Source organism: Shewanella decolorationis (assembly GCF_004354305.1).
Taxonomy (GTDB): Bacteria; Pseudomonadota; Gammaproteobacteria; order Enterobacterales; family Shewanellaceae; genus Shewanella; species Shewanella decolorationis.
The window spans coordinates 2,469,556-2,486,376 of sequence record NZ_CP037898.1 but is presented as its reverse complement, the minus strand read 5'-3'; the positions used below and the strand labels follow the sequence as shown (position 1 = coordinate 2,486,376).

Annotated in this window: 20 protein-coding genes; 11 read left to right on the top strand and 9 right to left on the bottom strand. The window is 48.1% G+C overall.

Translation table 11 applies throughout. From position 1 onward, the window contains the following. Positions 1-95: 95 nt before the first annotated feature. The 3 genes from hutZ to EYR25_RS11265 are packed head-to-tail and all read right to left on the bottom strand — an operon-like array spanning position 96 to position 3,347. Positions 96-653, bottom strand: coding sequence for a heme utilization protein HutZ (gene hutZ / locus EYR25_RS11275; protein ID WP_133180157.1), 558 nt, complete (start codon positions 651-653; stop codon positions 96-98). Positions 654-683: 30 nt separating this feature from the next. Continuing rightward, on the bottom strand, positions 684-1,238 hold the full coding sequence (gene hutX, locus EYR25_RS11270; protein ID WP_039978908.1) for a heme utilization cystosolic carrier protein HutX: 555 nt from the start codon (positions 1,236-1,238) through the stop codon (positions 684-686). A 21-nt stretch (positions 1,239-1,259) separates the two neighbouring features. After that, entirely contained in the window at positions 1,260-3,347 is a 2,088-nt protein-coding gene (locus tag EYR25_RS11265; protein WP_133180155.1) for a TonB-dependent hemoglobin/transferrin/lactoferrin family receptor, read from the bottom strand. Positions 3,348-3,594: 247 nt separating this feature from the next. Between EYR25_RS11265 and EYR25_RS11260 the strand changes: the two genes are divergently transcribed. From EYR25_RS11260 to EYR25_RS11230, 7 genes are all read left to right on the top strand, one after another. Further along, a complete protein-coding gene (locus EYR25_RS11260) occupies positions 3,595-4,470 on the top strand; it encodes an energy transducer TonB (RefSeq protein WP_243729876.1) in 876 nt (291 codons plus the stop codon). Positions 4,471-4,552: 82 nt separating this feature from the next. Further along, the gene (locus tag EYR25_RS11255) at positions 4,553-5,290 is read left to right on the top strand and encodes a MotA/TolQ/ExbB proton channel family protein (RefSeq protein WP_133180153.1); all 738 of its coding nucleotides are present in this window, start codon (positions 4,553-4,555) and stop codon (positions 5,288-5,290) included. Next, a complete protein-coding gene (locus EYR25_RS11250) occupies positions 5,287-5,724 on the top strand; it encodes an ExbD/TolR family protein (RefSeq protein ID WP_133180151.1) in 438 nt (145 codons plus the stop codon). The genes EYR25_RS11255 and EYR25_RS11250 overlap by 4 nt, the downstream gene beginning before the upstream one ends. Positions 5,725-5,816: 92 nt before the next feature. Next, positions 5,817-6,740: a hemin ABC transporter substrate-binding protein gene (locus EYR25_RS11245; RefSeq protein WP_133180149.1), complete on the top strand. Its 924-nt coding sequence runs from the start codon at positions 5,817-5,819 to the stop codon at positions 6,738-6,740. Positions 6,741-6,758: 18 nt separating this feature from the next. Next, positions 6,759-7,775 (top strand): FecCD family ABC transporter permease, encoded by a 1,017-nt coding sequence (locus EYR25_RS11240; RefSeq protein WP_133180147.1) that lies wholly within the window; start codon positions 6,759-6,761, stop codon positions 7,773-7,775. Between the two features lie 11 nt (positions 7,776-7,786). Further along, positions 7,787-8,605: a heme ABC transporter ATP-binding protein gene (locus EYR25_RS11235; protein WP_133180145.1), complete on the top strand. Its 819-nt coding sequence runs from the start codon at positions 7,787-7,789 to the stop codon at positions 8,603-8,605. A gap of 82 nt (positions 8,606-8,687) precedes the next feature. After that, entirely contained in the window at positions 8,688-9,029 is a 342-nt protein-coding gene (locus EYR25_RS11230) for a DUF2956 domain-containing protein (protein ID WP_133180143.1), read from the top strand. On the opposite strand, the gene EYR25_RS11225 is transcribed toward EYR25_RS11230, so the two are convergent. The 3 genes from EYR25_RS11225 to EYR25_RS11215 all read right to left on the bottom strand — a co-directional run bounded on the left by EYR25_RS11225 (position 9,026) and on the right by EYR25_RS11215 (position 11,311). Further along, on the bottom strand, positions 9,026-9,391 hold the full coding sequence (locus EYR25_RS11225) for a hypothetical protein (RefSeq protein WP_133180141.1): 366 nt from the start codon (positions 9,389-9,391) through the stop codon (positions 9,026-9,028). The two genes, EYR25_RS11230 and EYR25_RS11225, sit on opposite strands and share 4 nt — an antisense overlap. 112 nt (positions 9,392-9,503) lie before the next feature. After that, entirely contained in the window at positions 9,504-10,979 is a 1,476-nt protein-coding gene (locus tag EYR25_RS11220; protein WP_133180139.1) for an NAD(P)/FAD-dependent oxidoreductase, read from the bottom strand. After that, positions 10,976-11,311 (bottom strand): winged helix-turn-helix domain-containing protein, encoded by a 336-nt coding sequence (locus tag EYR25_RS11215; protein WP_133180137.1) that lies wholly within the window; start codon positions 11,309-11,311, stop codon positions 10,976-10,978. The genes EYR25_RS11220 and EYR25_RS11215 overlap by 4 nt, the downstream gene beginning before the upstream one ends. Positions 11,312-11,509: 198 nt before the next feature. On the opposite strand from EYR25_RS11215, the gene EYR25_RS11210 reads away from it, so the two are divergent. Together EYR25_RS11210 and EYR25_RS11205 are read left to right on the top strand one after the other, a co-directional pair. Next, on the top strand, positions 11,510-12,061 hold the full coding sequence (locus tag EYR25_RS11210) for a DUF924 family protein (protein ID WP_133180135.1): 552 nt from the start codon (positions 11,510-11,512) through the stop codon (positions 12,059-12,061). A gap of 125 nt (positions 12,062-12,186) precedes the next feature. Beyond that, positions 12,187-13,044, top strand: coding sequence for a substrate-binding periplasmic protein (locus tag EYR25_RS11205; protein WP_133182830.1), 858 nt, complete (start codon positions 12,187-12,189; stop codon positions 13,042-13,044). On the opposite strand, the gene EYR25_RS11200 is transcribed toward EYR25_RS11205, so the two are convergent. From EYR25_RS11200 to EYR25_RS11190, 3 genes are all read right to left on the bottom strand, one after another. Next, complete coding sequence (locus EYR25_RS11200; RefSeq protein ID WP_039978902.1) at positions 13,025-13,489, bottom strand: universal stress protein; 465 nt, start codon at positions 13,487-13,489, stop codon at positions 13,025-13,027. The two genes, EYR25_RS11205 and EYR25_RS11200, sit on opposite strands and share 20 nt — an antisense overlap. 172 nt (positions 13,490-13,661) lie before the next feature. Next, positions 13,662-14,093, bottom strand: a complete 432-nt coding sequence (locus EYR25_RS11195) for a universal stress protein (protein WP_023269028.1) — start codon at positions 14,091-14,093, stop codon at positions 13,662-13,664. A gap of 19 nt (positions 14,094-14,112) precedes the next feature. After that, the gene (locus tag EYR25_RS11190) at positions 14,113-14,511 is read right to left on the bottom strand and encodes a SpoIIAA family protein (RefSeq protein WP_023269027.1); all 399 of its coding nucleotides are present in this window, start codon (positions 14,509-14,511) and stop codon (positions 14,113-14,115) included. Between the two features lie 196 nt (positions 14,512-14,707). On the opposite strand from EYR25_RS11190, the gene EYR25_RS11185 reads away from it, so the two are divergent. Both EYR25_RS11185 and EYR25_RS11180 read left to right on the top strand, forming a co-directional pair. Continuing rightward, positions 14,708-16,132 (top strand): coniferyl aldehyde dehydrogenase, encoded by a 1,425-nt coding sequence (locus tag EYR25_RS11185; RefSeq protein WP_133180132.1) that lies wholly within the window; start codon positions 14,708-14,710, stop codon positions 16,130-16,132. Between the two features lie 21 nt (positions 16,133-16,153). Further along, complete coding sequence (locus tag EYR25_RS11180; protein ID WP_023269025.1) at positions 16,154-16,762, top strand: TetR/AcrR family transcriptional regulator; 609 nt, start codon at positions 16,154-16,156, stop codon at positions 16,760-16,762. Positions 16,763-16,821: the final 59 nt, after the last annotated feature.

Sequence of the window (16,821 nt, the reverse complement as noted above, 5' to 3'; positions counted from 1 at the left end):
TAAACCCGCCTAGAGAGCGGGTTTATGCTTGCGCCTTGAGTCGGTCAAGCTCAAGGCGCTGAAGTGTGAGACACAGAAATTTATTAAGACTCGACTTAAGCTACTTGCATATCTTCGGGCGCTTTAGGTGTGCCATGGTGGCCATCACGCTTCCAGTTGACATCGAGTAATTCACTGCCTGTCAGACTAAAGGCCTGGCCAAAACCTTTCACATATAATCCCTGATGGGGCGCTAACTTATACAGATTAAAATCCGTCAATGCCGCGAGATTATCGGACATTTCGCCAAAGCGTTTTGATAACAGGCTGACTCCCTTACTAAACGAGGGCGTATCCCGCTCAACCGCTTGAGCGATTGCATCGAAAGTTAGACGTTTACGGGCGAATACGGATTTTGCTTCGGCTTCATCCTCCACCAGCATGACAGACACTTTTGTCGACTGCTTAAGGTTGTGGCCGTGACGCGCTAAGTCACTCACTAAGATGTAAAATCCATCGTCAGCTAAGGCAAACGGAGCATAACTGGCATTGGGTTGACCACCCGTATCGACTGTCGCGAGTTGCAAAGTATGGCGCTGCTGTTTAAAGGCCTCAATTTCGGGTAACAGTTTGTCCCTTAAACGTTGTTCTTGCTCGGAGATTTCAGGCTTCATATTGGATACCTTAATAAATTATATCGATGACTATTGAGTAGCAAAGGTGCTCGCAAGCGTTTTAAAACGGCGAACTTGCTCAGGAAAAAGCACTCTTTGCTTGTCTCGTCCTAAATAAACTTTGAATACCACCTCGCCTTGAGGACCAAAAAAGTTAATCGAATGGCTCTCGCTGCCCCTAAAGGGTCTGCTGATTAACGCGATAGCTCGCATGTTATCCAGCTTGAGATGGCCATGAAGGCCATCACCTTTGCTGTAGAGGTTGTAATATCCATGGGCAAATTTCCCTTGGGGAAAATCACCTTTAAATTCAAAAACACTGCCCGAGAGCATCACTATCGTGGTCAGAGGTCCCCACTCGGGTAAGCTCTGCAGCAGCTCGTCAATTTGTGTCAAAGGTAAAAACACCCGCTGCGCTTGCGGCAGTGCTGCGACCACATCAAGCTCGGCAATCCCTAATTCACTCGCCAACTGTGCGGGCATTAAATCGGGCTGGTTGATAAAGCGCTGCCTTAACATAGACTGCGAATCGGCATCAGTGTGATGGCTCGGGTGTGTAATTTCAGTGTCGATTGTCTGTGTCATTTGCGTCTCCTAAGGCTGGGCCTAGAACATATAACGTGCTGACAACTTCATATTGCGACCAGGCTGATACAGGGTCTGCCATGCCTGCTGGTATTTCTCATCACCAATATTTTCGATGGCAAAGTCGACTCTCAGGCCTGACATAGCCCCCATTGCTGGCTCCCAAGCTAGGTACACATCCCACAGGGTATAGTCGTCATACTTAGCCACGCGATAACCTTCGGGCGTATTAGATTGGCTGGCGACATAGGTCACTCGGGTGCCGAGTTTCATATCGCCTTCCATAATGCCTTGGGAGAGATCGACGTTAAACTTATTGGCGGGCATACCCTCGATATAGTCGCCTGTCTTACGGTCTTCACCTCGGGTCTGACCGTAATTCATCGCCAGCCGTGTTTGCCCAATGCGATAACGGCCGCTGAGCTCAAAGCCAGTTAATTGCGCATCGTCCACGTTATTCCATGAGGTGGTTTGCTCAAATCCTGGGATCCCCATTAACGGATTGGAGACTTGCTGCACGATAAAATCGTCCACATCGTTACGGAAGATGTTTACGGTGAAAGCCAGCTCATCATCACCGGCTAGATCGTTGAAACGAAAATCGGCTTTCAGTTCTTTATTGCGGGCGACTTCAGACTTTAAGTTAGGATTCGTCGCAAAAGTATTACACAGACCTTGAGGTAAAAATCCGGGGATCGGCGGAATGCAATAATGGGTGCCGGTAGAAAACATTTCCTCAACCGTTGGCGCACGGAAAGCCTGATCATATCGTGCACTTAAGGTCAGCCACGGCTGAGTCTGCCAACTTAAGCCCAGCGAAGGGGATAACTCATTGTCATCCGCGGAAGCATTGAGGTTGTGACTCTCGTTTTTAAAGCTGTCGTAACGTAAGGCGGCGTCGAGATTGACGGTTTGCGTCAATTGAATATCGGCACGGGTAAAGGCGCCCCACACTGTGGTCTCACCATCAATATCCCCTGGGCGTTGCCCCACTTGACCCTTATCGTCTCTAACGGTTTTAAGGGTATCGCGATAACCATCGACACCATAGGTCAACTTAGTGTTACCCAGCTGCGAACTGTTGTTGAGATTAATGCCAATGGTGCGGTATTCGGTGCTATCGAATTGACCTTTGGTCACTCGGTCTTCGTCATAATCCGTGCTATTCCAATAGACCTGCACTTTAGTGTCCAAATACGGATTATTTGCCGGCGCCAAGCTGTAATTAAGGGTAACGTTTTGATCGTCCGTTTTACGGCGCACTAAAGGCACTGAACTGCTCACAGCTGCGGAAGGATTACTCGGCACGAGTTCATTAATCTTGTTAACTCTTGCCGATAACTCTAAGCGTGAAGCCTCATCGGCTTGCCATCCAAACTTAGCCAAACCACTGCTCCCCAAAGAAGCACTGTTCGTTAAGGTTTCGTCATTACCCGTATTGATATTATTGGAGTCAAAGTAAGATCCATTGATTAACCAATCAATAGTATCTTGTTGGCCATACACGGCAGCGCTGGTTTTAGTACGGTCGCCATTAGTGTCATAGCCTTGCTTTAGATAGCCACCAAAGGTTTCGTTAGGAGCCAAGAAGTCTTGAGCCGATTTAGTATTCTGCGCCACCACACCACCAATGGCGCCACTGCCCCAGAGACTACTGGCAGGACCGCGAATCACCTCAATTGATTTGAGTAATTCTGGATCCATAAAGTAAGAACCACGGTGACCAGAACTGGTATTCTGTCTTGCGCCATCAATGGTTTGTAATACGCGATCGCCGCTTAAGCCACGGATCTCAACCCCTTGAGACGTCGCTCTCGGCCCATTAGTTAAAGTGATGTTGGCTTCATTTTTTAGCGCTTCAGCAACCGATGATGCCTGAGCCACATTGAGCTGTTCTTCACCTACAACGGCAACACTGCGGCTAGTTTGTGAGACTTTTTCACTCAAGCGTGTCGCGCTGACTAATACTTCATCAAACTCAGTCTCGACTAATCCCGGCTTTTTTTCCTTCTGCTGCCCAGTCATACCTTCTTCAGCCGCTAACGTAAAACTTAGCGCCGTAGTCGTTAATGCGATCGCAATGGCGATAACTAACGGCTTCTTTTGCATGGTTACATCCTCAAATCATCAATGATATTAATCAATTAGAATCAAAATCAGCCGTCAGAGGTTAATCCGTAAACCTAAGCCAATCTGCTGCATTTTTAAGCATTCCTTTTCGCAATTGCAGGCACTCTAACTGAGATTGGAAAATTGATCAAATGGAAATCATTATCATTTGCGATCTTATTTATATTGGCGTATCTTAATTAGCATTGATTGATGGGTGACTGTTTTTGGACTTGGAAGACTTGCTGTGACACCGAAACGATATCTGGCTTTTGGCGCATTAACCGTTGTAATCCAAACGGGTGTAATTGCATCGCAGCCTTCTATGCCATTACCAAGTAGTCTCAATGAATCGACTCAAATGGCCGCATTCAATGAAGCAAATAAAGCGGTTACCTTAAGCTTTGCAGCTCCTCGTGCCACAGAAAAATCAGCGGCCATATCTGCGGTAAAAAGTACGCCAGCGAAAACGATTCCCGTAGATGCGACCTCGACACATGTGTCTAATACTAGTAAGCCCCAAACGGCGCCAGCACTCACTGATACGCCAATAACTGAAATAGCAAGGCAAGCACCCGCACCAACCACAGATAAGCCACGAACGATTCAATCCGCAGTGCAGAACAAGCCAACGCCAAACACCTCCTCTAAGGCCGATGCAACAACAGCAAAGCCTCTTATGGCCGCAAATACACAACATCAGAAAGAAACTGGAGAGATAACAAAATCTTCTGACCAAGTGTTGTCGCAAATGGCAGAAAGCAACACTCAAGATAATGCCGCCATTAACAACAGTGATGTGACGCCCACAAGTACCAGCAAGAGCATCAAAGCCACTCCCGAGGTTATCGAGCTGGCAACACCGACTTTTGCCAGTAAACCGCCGCAACCTACTTACCCACGTATGGCACGTAAAAAAGGGCTTGAAGGCACGGCGACTGTAGAAGTGATGTTTAACGAATTTGGACAACAACTGGCCCTCACCTTAGTAAAAAGCTCGGGGGTTGGACTATTAGATCAAGCGGCATTAGAGGCAGTTGAGACATGGGAGTTTCAAGCCCCCACCAACAAACTGGCCAGCCATTACAAGGTGAGAGTACCTATTCGGTTCGCCTTAAATTGAACGTCCCTAACCGTAACATTTTAACTTTTGCTGCTCGCTTGATAACTACTTATTTAATAACGAATTTAACCTAAGAGTCTTAATGCCCATGACTGACTTTTCCACTCTACAGGCTCAACTCGGTGCCCTGACTTGGCCACTACTTATCTGCGCCTTTCTCGCGTTAATGATTTGCCTCGAACGTAGCGCCTTATTTTTACAGCAATCCTTTGCATCTATGTCGCCCAAAAAACAGGCTTGGGTGAAAACGCTGCGCCAATCCGATGCCAAGGCCAGCACTGAAACCATTCAAGCACTCATCGAGAGTACGAGTCGTCAGCAGGACTTACTGACAAGAGGCGCCAATTTACTGTTAAAACAAGCCGATAAGCCAAAGCAGCTCAGGGAAGAATTACTCAGCCTGTGGCTGAACAAGCAGCAAAGGGACTTACAAGCGGGCCTTAAGTTACTGCAAGTGATTGGTATTATTAGCCCATTGCTCGGTTTATTGGGAACAGTACTGGGGCTGATTGAGATGTTCGCCCAGTTAGGGCAATCCCAAGGCCCCGTCACCCCATCACAGCTCAGTGCAGGACTTGGACTGGCGATGAACACCACTGCAGCGGGCCTGATTATCGCGGTGCCGACCATTACTGCCGCCCATTTATTTGGGATCTGGGCCCATAGTCAGTGCGTAAAAGTGAGTCATGTATTGAATCAACTCAATTTGTGGCTATCTGGGGTTGAACATATCGCCCTCGAGCAGAATCACTATCAGGCTTTTGCCGACGTTAATCGTGCTAAACCCGCCTCAAACACTCAACTCGAGTCACAGCCATGATCAGTGCCGATAGAGCCTCATTACCTCAAGCGGGGATCTCGGCCTTAGAGCCCCTTCCGAGCATCGATCTTACGGCGTTGATAGACATCATTTTTATCGTCTTAGTGTTTCTATTACTGACCGCCAATAGCCGTTTGATGAGTTTACCCGTGGAAGTGCCACAAAGCCCAAGCAGCGCCATCACGGCCGTCGAACCTAAAGAATCTATCGCTATCAACATCTTGGCAAACGCTCCCCACTGGGCGCTAAACGGCGAGACCTATTCCGAGTTAAGCGCCTTCAGTTCGGCATTTGAAGAACGACTAAAACGCCATCCTCAGGCCAGTATTGTTATCGCGGCGGATAAAGCCGCGCCGGTAGAACCTTTAATGCAGCTGTTAGCACTCTTGCAGGGCAATGCCATCAGCCAGACACAGATTTTGATGGAACATTAATCGCTTAGATTAAAGCAGAACATTTTTCGAAACCATTTCCCTTGGTAGTGGCCTTTGCCCACCTTGCACACAGATGAAGTAGGAGTTTACCCATGTTGTTTAAAGCCAATCGTCATGCCAATCAATCAGTCAATCAGTGGCGGCAATTTTTCCAGGCGCTCACTCTCTCAACGTTCGCAGCCTTATTCTCGACCAATGCCTTATCACAGGAGATAAAACTGGTTAGCGCGGGCGCTGGGGTGACTGAGCTGGTGCTTGCCCTCAATGCAGCTGACGAGCTGGTTGCAGTGGACTCCACCAGCTATCTTCCAGAGCATTTAGCGTTAATTGCCAAACTGGGGTATCACAGAATGTTGTCGGCTGAAGGCATTATGGCATTGTCGCCAACTCTAGTTGTCGGCTCTGAGGTAATGGGGCCAGAAACCACACTCAATGTGCTCAAACAGGCCAAGATTGAGGTGGTGAAGTTACCCTCAAGTGCCGATGAGAAACAGCTGATGACGAATATTGATACCCTCGCTCAGCTACTGAAACGCACAGACCAAGCGATAAAGTTAAAACAAGATTTACATCAAAGACTTGAAGGGCTAAATAAACAGCAACAGCAATTGAGCCAGCAACAGACCCAGCCGAAAATCCTGTTTATGTTATTACAGGAAGGACGCGGCGCCCGTGTCGGCGGTAAAGGTACTGCGGCCGATACCATTATCGCGCTCTCGGGGGCAAAGAATATTGCCGACTTTGAAGGTTATAAGAGTCTCTCTCAAGAAGGCATACTCTCACTCCAGCCCGATGTAATTTTACTCTCTAAGCGCAGCGAGCAGAGCGATGCACAAACGGATGAACAAACCGCGCAAGCACTACTGAAGGAAATGCCATTACTCGCCCACACTCCCGCGGGCAAAAATGGCCATATCCAAACCCTTGCCCCACAAGCCTTACTCGGCGGGTTAGGCATTAGCGCTATCGGTGCGGCTGAAACCTTGGCAGCCACGTTGCTCAAGCAAGCTCAATAAGTTGTGGGGCTGATGAGTATGTTACAACATCGCTGGCTATGGCCCACCATGGCAATGCTGCTTATCCTCAGCAGCTTACTTTCCGTCAGTGTCGGGCCAGTGAATATCAGCCTTATCGACTCCCTCAGCGCGGTGTTTAATTGGGCCACGGAGCAAAACATTGGCAACCTTGCTCCCCACGAGCAACTGGTTGTTAGCAACGTCCGCTTACCTCGCACCTTATTAGCTCTTGCCGTTGGGGCTATGTTGGCCCAATGCGGTGCGGTGATGCAGGGGTTGTTTCGTAACCCCTTGGCTGATCCTGGGATTATTGGCGTGTCATCCGGCGCGGCATTAGGTGCGGCCATCTGCATAGTACTGTTCCCTCACGCCGAATCGGTCATGATTTCTGTCAGTGCTTTTGTCTCTGGTTTAATCACCACCCTTATCGTCTATCGTCTTGCCAGCAACGCTTTAGGCACATCGGTCGTGTTATTGCTCTTATCTGGCGTCGCCGTTGCAGCACTCGCAGGGGCAGGAATTGGCGTACTGACCTATTTAGCCAATGATATGGCGCTCAGGGACTTAACCCTGTGGCAAATGGGCAGTATTGCCGGCGCACAATGGCAATATGTGGGCTTGTGTTTAGTGGTGTTAGCCCTGCTGAGTTGGCAATTTAATCGTGATGCTAAGGCGCTTAATGCCCTATTGCTCGGTGAGGCCGAGACCAGGCATTTAGGCATTGATGTTGATTCACTCAAGCTGAGACTCATCCTGCTCTGCGCCTTAGGGGTCGGCGTCAGTGTTGCGGCAACGGGCATTATCGGTTTTATTGGCTTAGTAGTGCCACATTTAGTGCGTATGTTGCTAGGGCCTGATCATCAGCGCCTCCTCCCGATGAGTGCCCTGCTAGGTGCGGCCTTGTTAGCACTTGCCGATATCGGTGCGCGCGCCTTTTTACCCCCAGCGGAACTCCCCGTTGGCTTAGTGACAGCGCTCATCGGCGCACCATTCTTTATCTTTTTACTCCTGCAACAACGCAGCAAATTAATCTAAGCGAGAACTCCATGGCTATGAGCTTATCGGCTGCGCCCGTCGCTAAACAACATTTTGAACGTACCCAATTAAGCGTGGATAGACTTTGCTACGCTATCGGCGATAAAGCAGTGTTAAAAGACATTAGTGTGCAATTTCAACCGGGCAGTGTCGCCGCACTGTTAGGACCGAATGGCGCGGGTAAGTCCACACTTTTAAAGGCACTGTGCCAAGAGATCCCCGCCGCGCGCGGCAGCATTCGGCTTGGGCACTGCCCGCTTGTCGATTGGCCAAGGGCTGAACTGGCCAAGTCACTAGCGGTGCTACCGCAGCACGCGAGTTTAACCTTTCCCTTTAAGGTGCATGAAGTGGTCGCCATGGGGCTTTATCCGTTAACCTTGAGTCAAAAAGAGGGACAGCAGTTAGTCACAAAATGGCTCTCTGAGGTGGAGATAGTGCACTTGGCGCAGCGTAGCTACCCCACCCTTTCGGGCGGCGAAAAACAAAGGGTACAACTGGCGCGGGTATTAACTCAGTTGAGCCAATCCCCCTTCCCGCCGATTTTACTGCTCGACGAACCCACCTCGGCACTGGATCTGGCGCAGCAACATAAGGTATTAGCGCTGGCAAAAAATCTCGCCCACAAACACGCCTACACTGTGATTGTGGTACTACACGATCTCAATCAGGCCGCCCGTTACAGCGACAGGGTTATCGTCCTCAAGCAAGGGGAAATCGTCAGTGAAGGCTCGGCAAAGGAAGCTTTATCGGCCGAGATAATTCGGCAGGTGTGGGATTATGAACCTGAGTTTATTCCTGCACCACAGGGCGGTTACCCATTGATTTTTTGATCCAAAATCAAACTCGCAAAGCTTTTTCACTTAAAGTTGAGGGTATAATCGGGCCAATCGATATCGCCAGTACATTGAGCAGATGAAAACCACGATTTCCACAGAGACGCAGCAAGACGCCTTAAGCATTGCCAAAGCCACGCAAAAACCGGGGCAAACGAAGGAACAGACTAAGCTTATCGCGCAGGGGATTGAAAAAGGCATTGCCGAATACAAAAAACGCCAAAAAGCCAAGGCCCGTGAGCGCGATAAACTGAGAAAACAACAGCTAAGGGCTAGAAACCAACAAGCGAGCGCGGCCGACGAAATAGATGACGGCGAAGATTTTTCGCTGCCGCAGACTCAATTTACTTCTGTTGCTTGGGCCGCCATCGCCTTGTTACTCCTTAGCTGGCTGGGCTTTGGGGCTTATATCTTCCTTTAACTGAGGAGATGCGCGCGTAACCTATCAAGGTAGCTAGTCAGCTCCTGAGGCAAAAACGCTTGTGCCATTAGCGCCTTAGCGTTGATATTGCCAGCCTTTAGCTGGACTCGCCCCGTCTCGGGTAAAAAGGCCAACTCGAGCCAGTTGGCTCTGTCGGGGTAGCCATCGAGTGTTAGACAAAGCGTATTGTCCCGCTCAATGGCTGACTGACAATCCCAGCATTGACCGACAAGGTCGAGCAGCACTTGCCCGCTTTGCGTATCGGTTAATCTCGGCGCATACACCCAATGGGACATGCGCATTTCATGGGGAATGGTTTCAAGCTTAAGGCGGCCCTGTAGAAAAAACTGTTCGGTTAACATATTCGGATCATCAAAGTACTTATCGTGTATAAATAAATCGTGTATGAATAAATCGTGTATGAATAAAAATTATTCGGTAATGGGCTGACTAACACAATGGTTTATAAGTAGATTAACTCATTAAGCCTACTAATCGATTCGCGAGCCACTTAGCTAAGCCTTTTTGCCAAGCCGCACTCTTTGGCTGACTGTAGAGCCTATCTTCCCACGCAAAAATCTTGTTCATGCCATGGTAAGCGAGCCAAGGTAAAGGCTCGCGCTCCCAGGGGGCTAATACCTGTTGAACTGAAGCATTAAACGCCCAAGGCATGGTCGCAAGCTGTGTATCACGTTCTAATATCAAGTCCACCAGCGTACGGGCAAATAGGTTTGCCGCCCCGACACCTTCCCCGCCATAGCCGCCAATCAGGCCTAAACCAAGACTTTTATCAAAAATAGCATGGGGAGCAAAGCGCCTCGCCAGGGCTAAGGTACCGCCCCAACCATGGGTAATTTGTACGCCCTTAAGTTGAGGAAATAACGCCAACAATAATTGATAACGAAAGCCAAATTCGCCCTCGAAAGCGTGCTGAGGCGGACTTTGATTTACGGGAAATTTCGCATTAAAGAGCCTAGGGTCAAAACCAAATTCGGTACGTATTTTCGCCCCAAAGCCATAGCCGCCACGGGCACCAAATATCAACCGATTATCAGGACTCCGCTGGCCGTAAGTCACTATGCGGCTGGCATCACTAAAGGTCGCGCGATTAGCTAAGCCAATTGCATCCCATGTGGCGTCCGTTAATGGCTCGGTGGCGATAAGTAAACTCTGCACGGGTAAAGTAAATCGCCCAAGTCCACTGAGCTGACGTAGATAACCTTCCACGGCGGGCACCACAATCGCCGCCCGAACATTTCCTAGCGGCGTCTGTAATTGAGTAAGTGCATCACCAAGATGCGCCATGTGATTTACAGGCGTGTGCTCGTAAATCTTCACCCCTAAGCTTTGTACGAGGTCAGCCAAACCACAGACGAGTTTCGCCGGATGTATTCGCGCGCAATGGGGGGTAAAAAGTGCCGCTTGGCCCTCGGCCATAGACACTTGCTTATCGAGCTCAGGCTTATCCAGCCAACGTATATCTTCTTCACCAAAGCCATCTACGCGCCACTGCGCCAGTTCGGCTTTAATATTGGCGAGTTGCTCGGGATAACGCGCCGCCACCCGCAAGTTACCGCCATGGTGTAAATCACAGTCGATATGGTGCTTAGTGCAAACTGTAGCCACTTCAGAAATAGTTGCTTGAATAATGGCTTTAGCGGTAAGGCGCTGCTCGCCCTCGAGCCGATTGAGATAGGCGACATCACCACTGAAACTGCCCATCAACCAACCACCATTGCGGCCGGATGCACCTTGGCCTATGCGTTCGGCCTCAAGGATAACCACAGACAGATTTGGCTGGTATTGCTTTAGATAATAAGCCGTCCAAAGCCCGGAATACCCCGCACCGATAATGGCAACATCGGCGGTGATATCCTGCTCTAAGAGTGGTAAAACGGCTCGTTGATTTAACTGAGGCTCAGTATCGAACCAAAATCCGCGCTCTTTCACACCAACGCTTCACTCGAGGCATTAACACCAATGATTGCAGCAATTTCATCGACATGGGTATCAACCCAAGCGCTGCTGATTGGCCCCCAGGTGACGATACGATAATAACCCGCATTGTTACGGCTGCCGTCCTGCACAAACTCGACTCGAATCCCTATATCTTCAAATGCGGCGATAGAATCCTGCAGCGTGCGCCGAGGCATTCCAGTTAATTTATTGAGTGATAAAAGGTTATGTCGTTCATCATCCATTAAATGCGCTAAATATAACTTACGCAAAAATGCCTTATGCTGTTTCGACATCGATTGAGTGGCTGCGGCTTCTAGGGGCATAGAGGAACGATCCAAAAATTGATCAAGAGTCTATAAAACTACTTGATATTCAGTGAATAAGAAATAGCCTCAGTACAAATTATTAGGCAGGGTTTACGGGGCTACACCCGCCAATAGTGGACAAATTTACTCCATTGACTTGTGTTTATCCCCCCATGGCTGTTATTTCTAAGAGGAGTCAATCGATGGGAGCAAGTGATGAGCCAAATGATTACCGCTGAGCAAGTGCTACATTTCTGGTTTGAGGAAATTTCACCTAAATCTTGGTGGATCAAAGACCCTGAATTTGATGCCTTAATTCAGTCTCGCTTTGAAGACTTATTAAAACAAGCCAAACGGGGTGAACTTGCCGATTGGCGCGTTACACCTCAAGGTCGGTTAGCCGAAATCATAGTGCTGGATCAATTCTCCCGAAATATTTATCGCGATACGCCCGCCGCGTTTGAGGCCGATGCCATCGCCCTCGTCCTTGCCCAAGAGGCCGTCGCCCAGCAGGTTGACCAAGCACTTAAGCCAAAACAAGTACCCTTTTTATTTATGCCCTACATGCATAGCGAGTCGCCGCTTATTCACCAAGTTGCAGTGAAATTGTTCAACCGAGAAGCGGCCATCGCCAATTTAGCATTTGAACTGAGGCACAAGGAGATTATCGACAGATTTGGCCGTTACCCACATAGAAACAAGATATTAGGCAGAGAATCTACCGCAGAAGAAATCGCCTTTTTAAGCCAACCTGGGTCATCTTTTTAGCAATGAACGAGCATTTGTTTAAATAAAATCCCTAAAATAATCGATTGGCAAACTACACTTATTGCATGAGGTCAAGGAATGACCAGCGATATAATCAGATGGCGGATGGTGAAGGTTATACAGTGATGAAACAAGCTAATCGTTATTGCAGCTTCTCCAAAATAACCCCCATTCGCTATCAATTGATGGGAATGATTGCGTTATTGAATCCACAATTTTCAGCCGCAGAAGAACTTAAAATCGGCGTCAGCCTCTCTATTCCTCCTTATGTTATCCAAGAATCAAATAGCGGATTAGAACTTGAACTTCTATATCAAGCACTTGCTGTAAAAGGTCATACAGCCAATATTGAGTATTTACCCCTAGCGCGAACCTTCCATGAATTAAAAGAAGGAAAACTCGATGGCATAATCAACGTTAAGGAAGGTATGGTCGATAAAGTGTTTTACTCTAATGTGGCAATTCGGTATCAAAATTGCGCTATCAGCTTAGAGAAAAACCACTTTAACATTAACAATATTAAAGATTTAGCTGATAAAAAGATCGTCGCTTTTCAACGTGCCTCAAGCTTGTTAGGCGATGAATTTAGCCAAATGATCAAATCCAATCCAAGCTATCAAGAGCAAGCTCGTCAGATTCAGCAGGTGTATATGCTGATGAAGCACAGGGCCGATGTCGTGGTTATGGATAAAAATATATTCTCCTACTATCTAAGGCAGGCGCTTATTGAGGGCAAATTAACCGAAGTAGAAGCGAAGCAAGTGGCTATATGTCATCGTATTTTTCAACCGACGGAATACAAATTTGCTTTTCTAAGTGAGCAAATCCGAGATGACTTTAACCTTGGCTTAAAACAAATAAGTGAAGACGGGACACTCAGCGCATTGCAAGAAAAGTATCGGCGATTAATGTCCCTTGAGGGAGAGGCTGAAGCCTCAAGCAGCGTTGTAGATCAGTCAATACTCAAGAAAGATCCTTTATAGGTGGTAAGCTCTTAACAACTAATACCGGGCATTTAGCTAACCTAACAACATCTTGACTTACATGAGGCTTTAAAAAATCCATTAACCCACTGCTGCCATGGCTGGCAATGACCACCATCCCCACATCAGCGGCTTCAGCAAGAATTTCCTCACTCGCCTCACCGTGGCGAACAATGCATTTGATACTCAGACCAGACTTCAATCCCTGCTGCATATCCTGCTGTAGGCTTTGCATTTTCTCCGCAACAAATTCGGCCAGCTTTTGCTCTAATGACGCGGGAGTCTCCACTGCCACACCATAAAAGTGAGCACTTCTAGCAGGGCTGACCACATGTAGCAAACGGATATCTACTTGATAAAGATTTGCCATTTCAACCGCATACTTTAGCGCATGGGCGGCAGTTGCCGAAAAATCGGTTGGGCATAACACTTCTTGAGTACGCATAATCTTATCCATCACTTAGGTTGTTGTGCCCAATATAGGGGCAAATAGCATTGCTGATAATCTGTATTTTATCGCAGTAAATTGGGACAAACAGCTAGGCCACTAAATTAATTATGCTTTAGCAATCAAAAACAAAGGGCGCCTAAGCGCCCTCTTCTAAGCGTTTTACTCGCTATTTAACCACTAATACTGGACATTTAGCGCCATTAGCGACGGCTTCAGCGACATTGGTGTGTAAAAAGTGCGAGAGTCCGGTTCTACCATGACTAGCAATCACCACCATACCCACATCCTTACCATTCGCCTCTTCCAGAATTTGATCGACGGGATCGCCACGGCGAATCAGGGTGGTAATAGGTAATTCGGTTTTGAGGCCCTCAAGTAAAGCCTGCATCTTGGTTGCGGCGGCTTCTTCCATACTCTTAGCGAGTTCCTCAGGCGTGATCGCTAGGATCATGTAGTTCTCGTCACCGATTGGTTGCTCTACAACATGTAAAATCTTTAGCCCAACATGGTATAAATTTGCCATTTCGATGGCATAACGTAGCGCATGGGCCGCAGTTTCCGAAAAATCTGTGGGCCAGAGTATTTGACCTGAACGCATAATCTGTTCTCCTTAATGGCTAGTCATCGCTAAGTTCATCTTTGAGCCAAGTAATGGCATCCAGTTTATCGACAAAAAACTTAACCTCGGCCGGAGTAAACCAGTTTGCCAACTTTGCCATCACCTCCTGTAGCGTCGTTTTGCCGACAATGGCAATCCGCTCAAAGTGGCGAACATGCTTAACCCCTAGTTTTAGATCGTCCCAAGCGGCTTGAAGTTCCCAACCTTCAAGCTCAGTCACATCGACTAAGGCATAAATATCGGGATCTTTCACCCCAGCTAACGCGGCTTCGAGCACAGGTACCATCACCTCATAATCTTGATGAGTTAAGGTACCAATGGCTTTAAAGGCGACAAAAAAATCATCCTCACCATAACGCTCAATGCCAACAGAAATTCCATGCTTTAACAAAGTCATACTCACTCCTTGTCTAACAAACTACCTTTTGAGTGTAAAATTTATACCTTCTCAGGGCCGTGATCTTGCTCAAAAATACACCAGAACACTTGCGAATGCTCACACAGTTAGCTAGGATAAACCGACTAATCAGTCGGTTTGTTTTTTACACCACAAATCACTTCCAAAGTTTAAGGCTTGCACCCGAGGGATCACTATGAATATGGCAACAGACCTAACAAAAATCTCGCCACTCACCGAGTTACTCCAGCGCCAACGTGCAAGTTACTTGGCAGCCCCCAATCCCGATTACGCCATCCGTAAAGAACGCTTAATCCGCCTTAAAGCCGCCTTACTGAAATTCCAACAGCCGCTCGTCGAGGCTCTATCACAGGATTATGGCCACAGATCGGTCGACGACAGCTTGATTTCCGACATTATGCCCGTGGTCAATAACATTAATTACAGCCTGAAAAACCTGAAGAAATGGCTCAAGCCAAGCCGCCGTCATGCGGGCATCCTACTCGCCCCCGCCCAAGTAAAAGTGCATTATCAGCCGCTCGGGGTGATTGGGATAATCGTGCCTTGGAACTTCCCAGTCATGCTCTCCATCGGACCATTAGTCACGGCCATTGCAGCAGGCAATCACGCCATGCTCAAACTTTCGGAATTTACCCCCGCGACCAACAGCGTCATCAAGCAATTGCTCGCCGAAGTGTTTGAGGAATCCCATGTTGCCGTGGTCGAAGGGGAAGCCGATGTCGCGGCGCAGTTTTCAGCCCTGCCCTTCGATCATCTACTGTTTACCGGTTCAACCACTGTCGGCCGCCATGTAATGCGCGCCGCCGCCAATAATCTTACGCCAGTGACTCTCGAACTGGGCGGTAAGTCGCCAGTGATTATCGCCCCCGATATGCCACTTGAGATAGCAGTAGAACGAATGATTTATGGTAAATGTTTGAATGCAGGACAAATCTGCGTAGCACCTGACTATGTGCTTTGCCCTAAGGCGAAAGTGGCAGAGTTTATCCAAGCCTATCAGATGAAATTCCAAGCCATGTACGGCGCTATTAGTCACAACAAAGATTACGGCAGCATTATTAATGTCCGTCAGTTTGAGCGTTTGCTAACCGTGCTTGAGGATGCCAAGGCTAAAGGCGCTAAGGTCATCTCCGCATCGAATGATGCTATTGATAGCCAGCATCGTAAACTCGCTACTCAGCTCATTACCGACACCACTGAAGATATGCTATTGATGCAAGAAGAAATCTTCGGCCCACTACTGCCTGTGATTGGTTACGATAGCTTAGATGAAGCCATTAGCTACGTGAACCATCGCGCCCGCCCCTTAGCCCTGTATGTGATGAGCTTTGATGAAGCGAGCCAACAAAAAATCCTCAAACAAACCCATTCCGGCGGTGTATGCATCAACGAAACCGTGTTCCATGTGGCGGCCGATGATGCCCCCTTTGGCGGAATCGGTCCATCGGGTATGGGGCATTACCACGGCAAGGAAGGATTCCTGACCTTTAGCCACGCCAAAACCGTACTTAGTCGAGGTCGCTTCAACACGGGTAAGTTTGTCCATCCTCCCTATGGCACTTTTATCCAACGCATGTTGATGAAGCTGTTTTTACGCTAAGACAAGCGCTTAGGAGTGGTTATGCCGAGCTTATTACCAACAGATACAGACACTAAACCCATAACGGATAAACGTCAGGCCATTTTGGAAACCGCCTTACGCCTATTTGTCGACCAAGGGTTTCATGGCACCTCGACCGCATCGATCGCCAAACAGGCGGGCGTCGCCACGGGCACCCTGTTCCATCATTTTCCGACTAAGGAAGCACTGATGGAAAGCCTTTTTCTTACCATCAAGCAAGAATTCGCCGATGCCTTGTTGTTAAAAGTCGGCGAGGGGCAAGATCTAAAACACAATGCCGAAACTCTCTGGCAGAGTGCGATCGATTGGTCGATTGAAAATCCAGTCAAACAGTTGTTTTTTCAGCAGTATTCTATGTCACCGCAGATCGCTCTGCATATTCGCGAGCAGGCGATGAACAGTATCTTAGGGTTTATCGCGCAATTGATAAAACAAGGACAACTGATGGGATTGATTGCACACTATCCCGTTGATTTAATGCTTGAAAACTGTCACGGGCAATACTTGGCCGCCACGCGCTTTTTTATCGATAATCCAGAATTAGGCAAAGATAAACATTACCGAGATGCCAGCTTTGCGCTGTTTTGGAAGGCATTACAGGCCGATTAATTAAACAAAAAAACGAGCCAGATACGTATCTGGCTCGGTGCTTATTATCGCAAAAGGAA

Coding starts and splice junctions, on each gene's coding strand:
- EYR25_RS11185 (WP_133180132.1), top strand. CDS start 14,708: ATGAATATGGCAACAGACCTAACAAAAATCTCGCCACTCACCGAGTTA.
- EYR25_RS11210 (WP_133180135.1), top strand. CDS start 11,510: ATGAGCCAAATGATTACCGCTGAGCAAGTGCTACATTTCTGGTTTGAG.
- EYR25_RS11215 (WP_133180137.1), bottom strand. CDS start 11,311: ATGCCCCTAGAAGCCGCAGCCACTCAATCGATGTCGAAACAGCATAAG.
- EYR25_RS11225 (WP_133180141.1), bottom strand. CDS start 9,391: ATGTTAACCGAACAGTTTTTTCTACAGGGCCGCCTTAAGCTTGAAACC.
- EYR25_RS11245 (WP_133180149.1), top strand. CDS start 5,817: ATGTTGTTTAAAGCCAATCGTCATGCCAATCAATCAGTCAATCAGTGG.
- EYR25_RS11230 (WP_133180143.1), top strand. CDS start 8,688: ATGAAAACCACGATTTCCACAGAGACGCAGCAAGACGCCTTAAGCATT.
- hutZ (WP_133180157.1), bottom strand. CDS start 653: ATGAAGCCTGAAATCTCCGAGCAAGAACAACGTTTAAGGGACAAACTG.
- EYR25_RS11195 (WP_023269028.1), bottom strand. CDS start 14,093: ATGCGTTCAGGTCAAATACTCTGGCCCACAGATTTTTCGGAAACTGCG.
- EYR25_RS11250 (WP_133180151.1), top strand. CDS start 5,287: ATGATCAGTGCCGATAGAGCCTCATTACCTCAAGCGGGGATCTCGGCC.
- EYR25_RS11240 (WP_133180147.1), top strand. CDS start 6,759: ATGTTACAACATCGCTGGCTATGGCCCACCATGGCAATGCTGCTTATC.
- EYR25_RS11255 (WP_133180153.1), top strand. CDS start 4,553: ATGCCCATGACTGACTTTTCCACTCTACAGGCTCAACTCGGTGCCCTG.
- EYR25_RS11190 (WP_023269027.1), bottom strand. CDS start 14,511: ATGACTTTGTTAAAGCATGGAATTTCTGTTGGCATTGAGCGTTATGGT.
- EYR25_RS11200 (WP_039978902.1), bottom strand. CDS start 13,489: ATGCGTACTCAAGAAGTGTTATGCCCAACCGATTTTTCGGCAACTGCC.
- EYR25_RS11180 (WP_023269025.1), top strand. CDS start 16,154: ATGCCGAGCTTATTACCAACAGATACAGACACTAAACCCATAACGGAT.
- EYR25_RS11265 (WP_133180155.1), bottom strand. CDS start 3,347: ATGCAAAAGAAGCCGTTAGTTATCGCCATTGCGATCGCATTAACGACT.
- EYR25_RS11235 (WP_133180145.1), top strand. CDS start 7,787: ATGGCTATGAGCTTATCGGCTGCGCCCGTCGCTAAACAACATTTTGAA.
- hutX (WP_039978908.1), bottom strand. CDS start 1,238: ATGACACAGACAATCGACACTGAAATTACACACCCGAGCCATCACACT.
- EYR25_RS11205 (WP_133182830.1), top strand. CDS start 12,187: ATGAAACAAGCTAATCGTTATTGCAGCTTCTCCAAAATAACCCCCATT.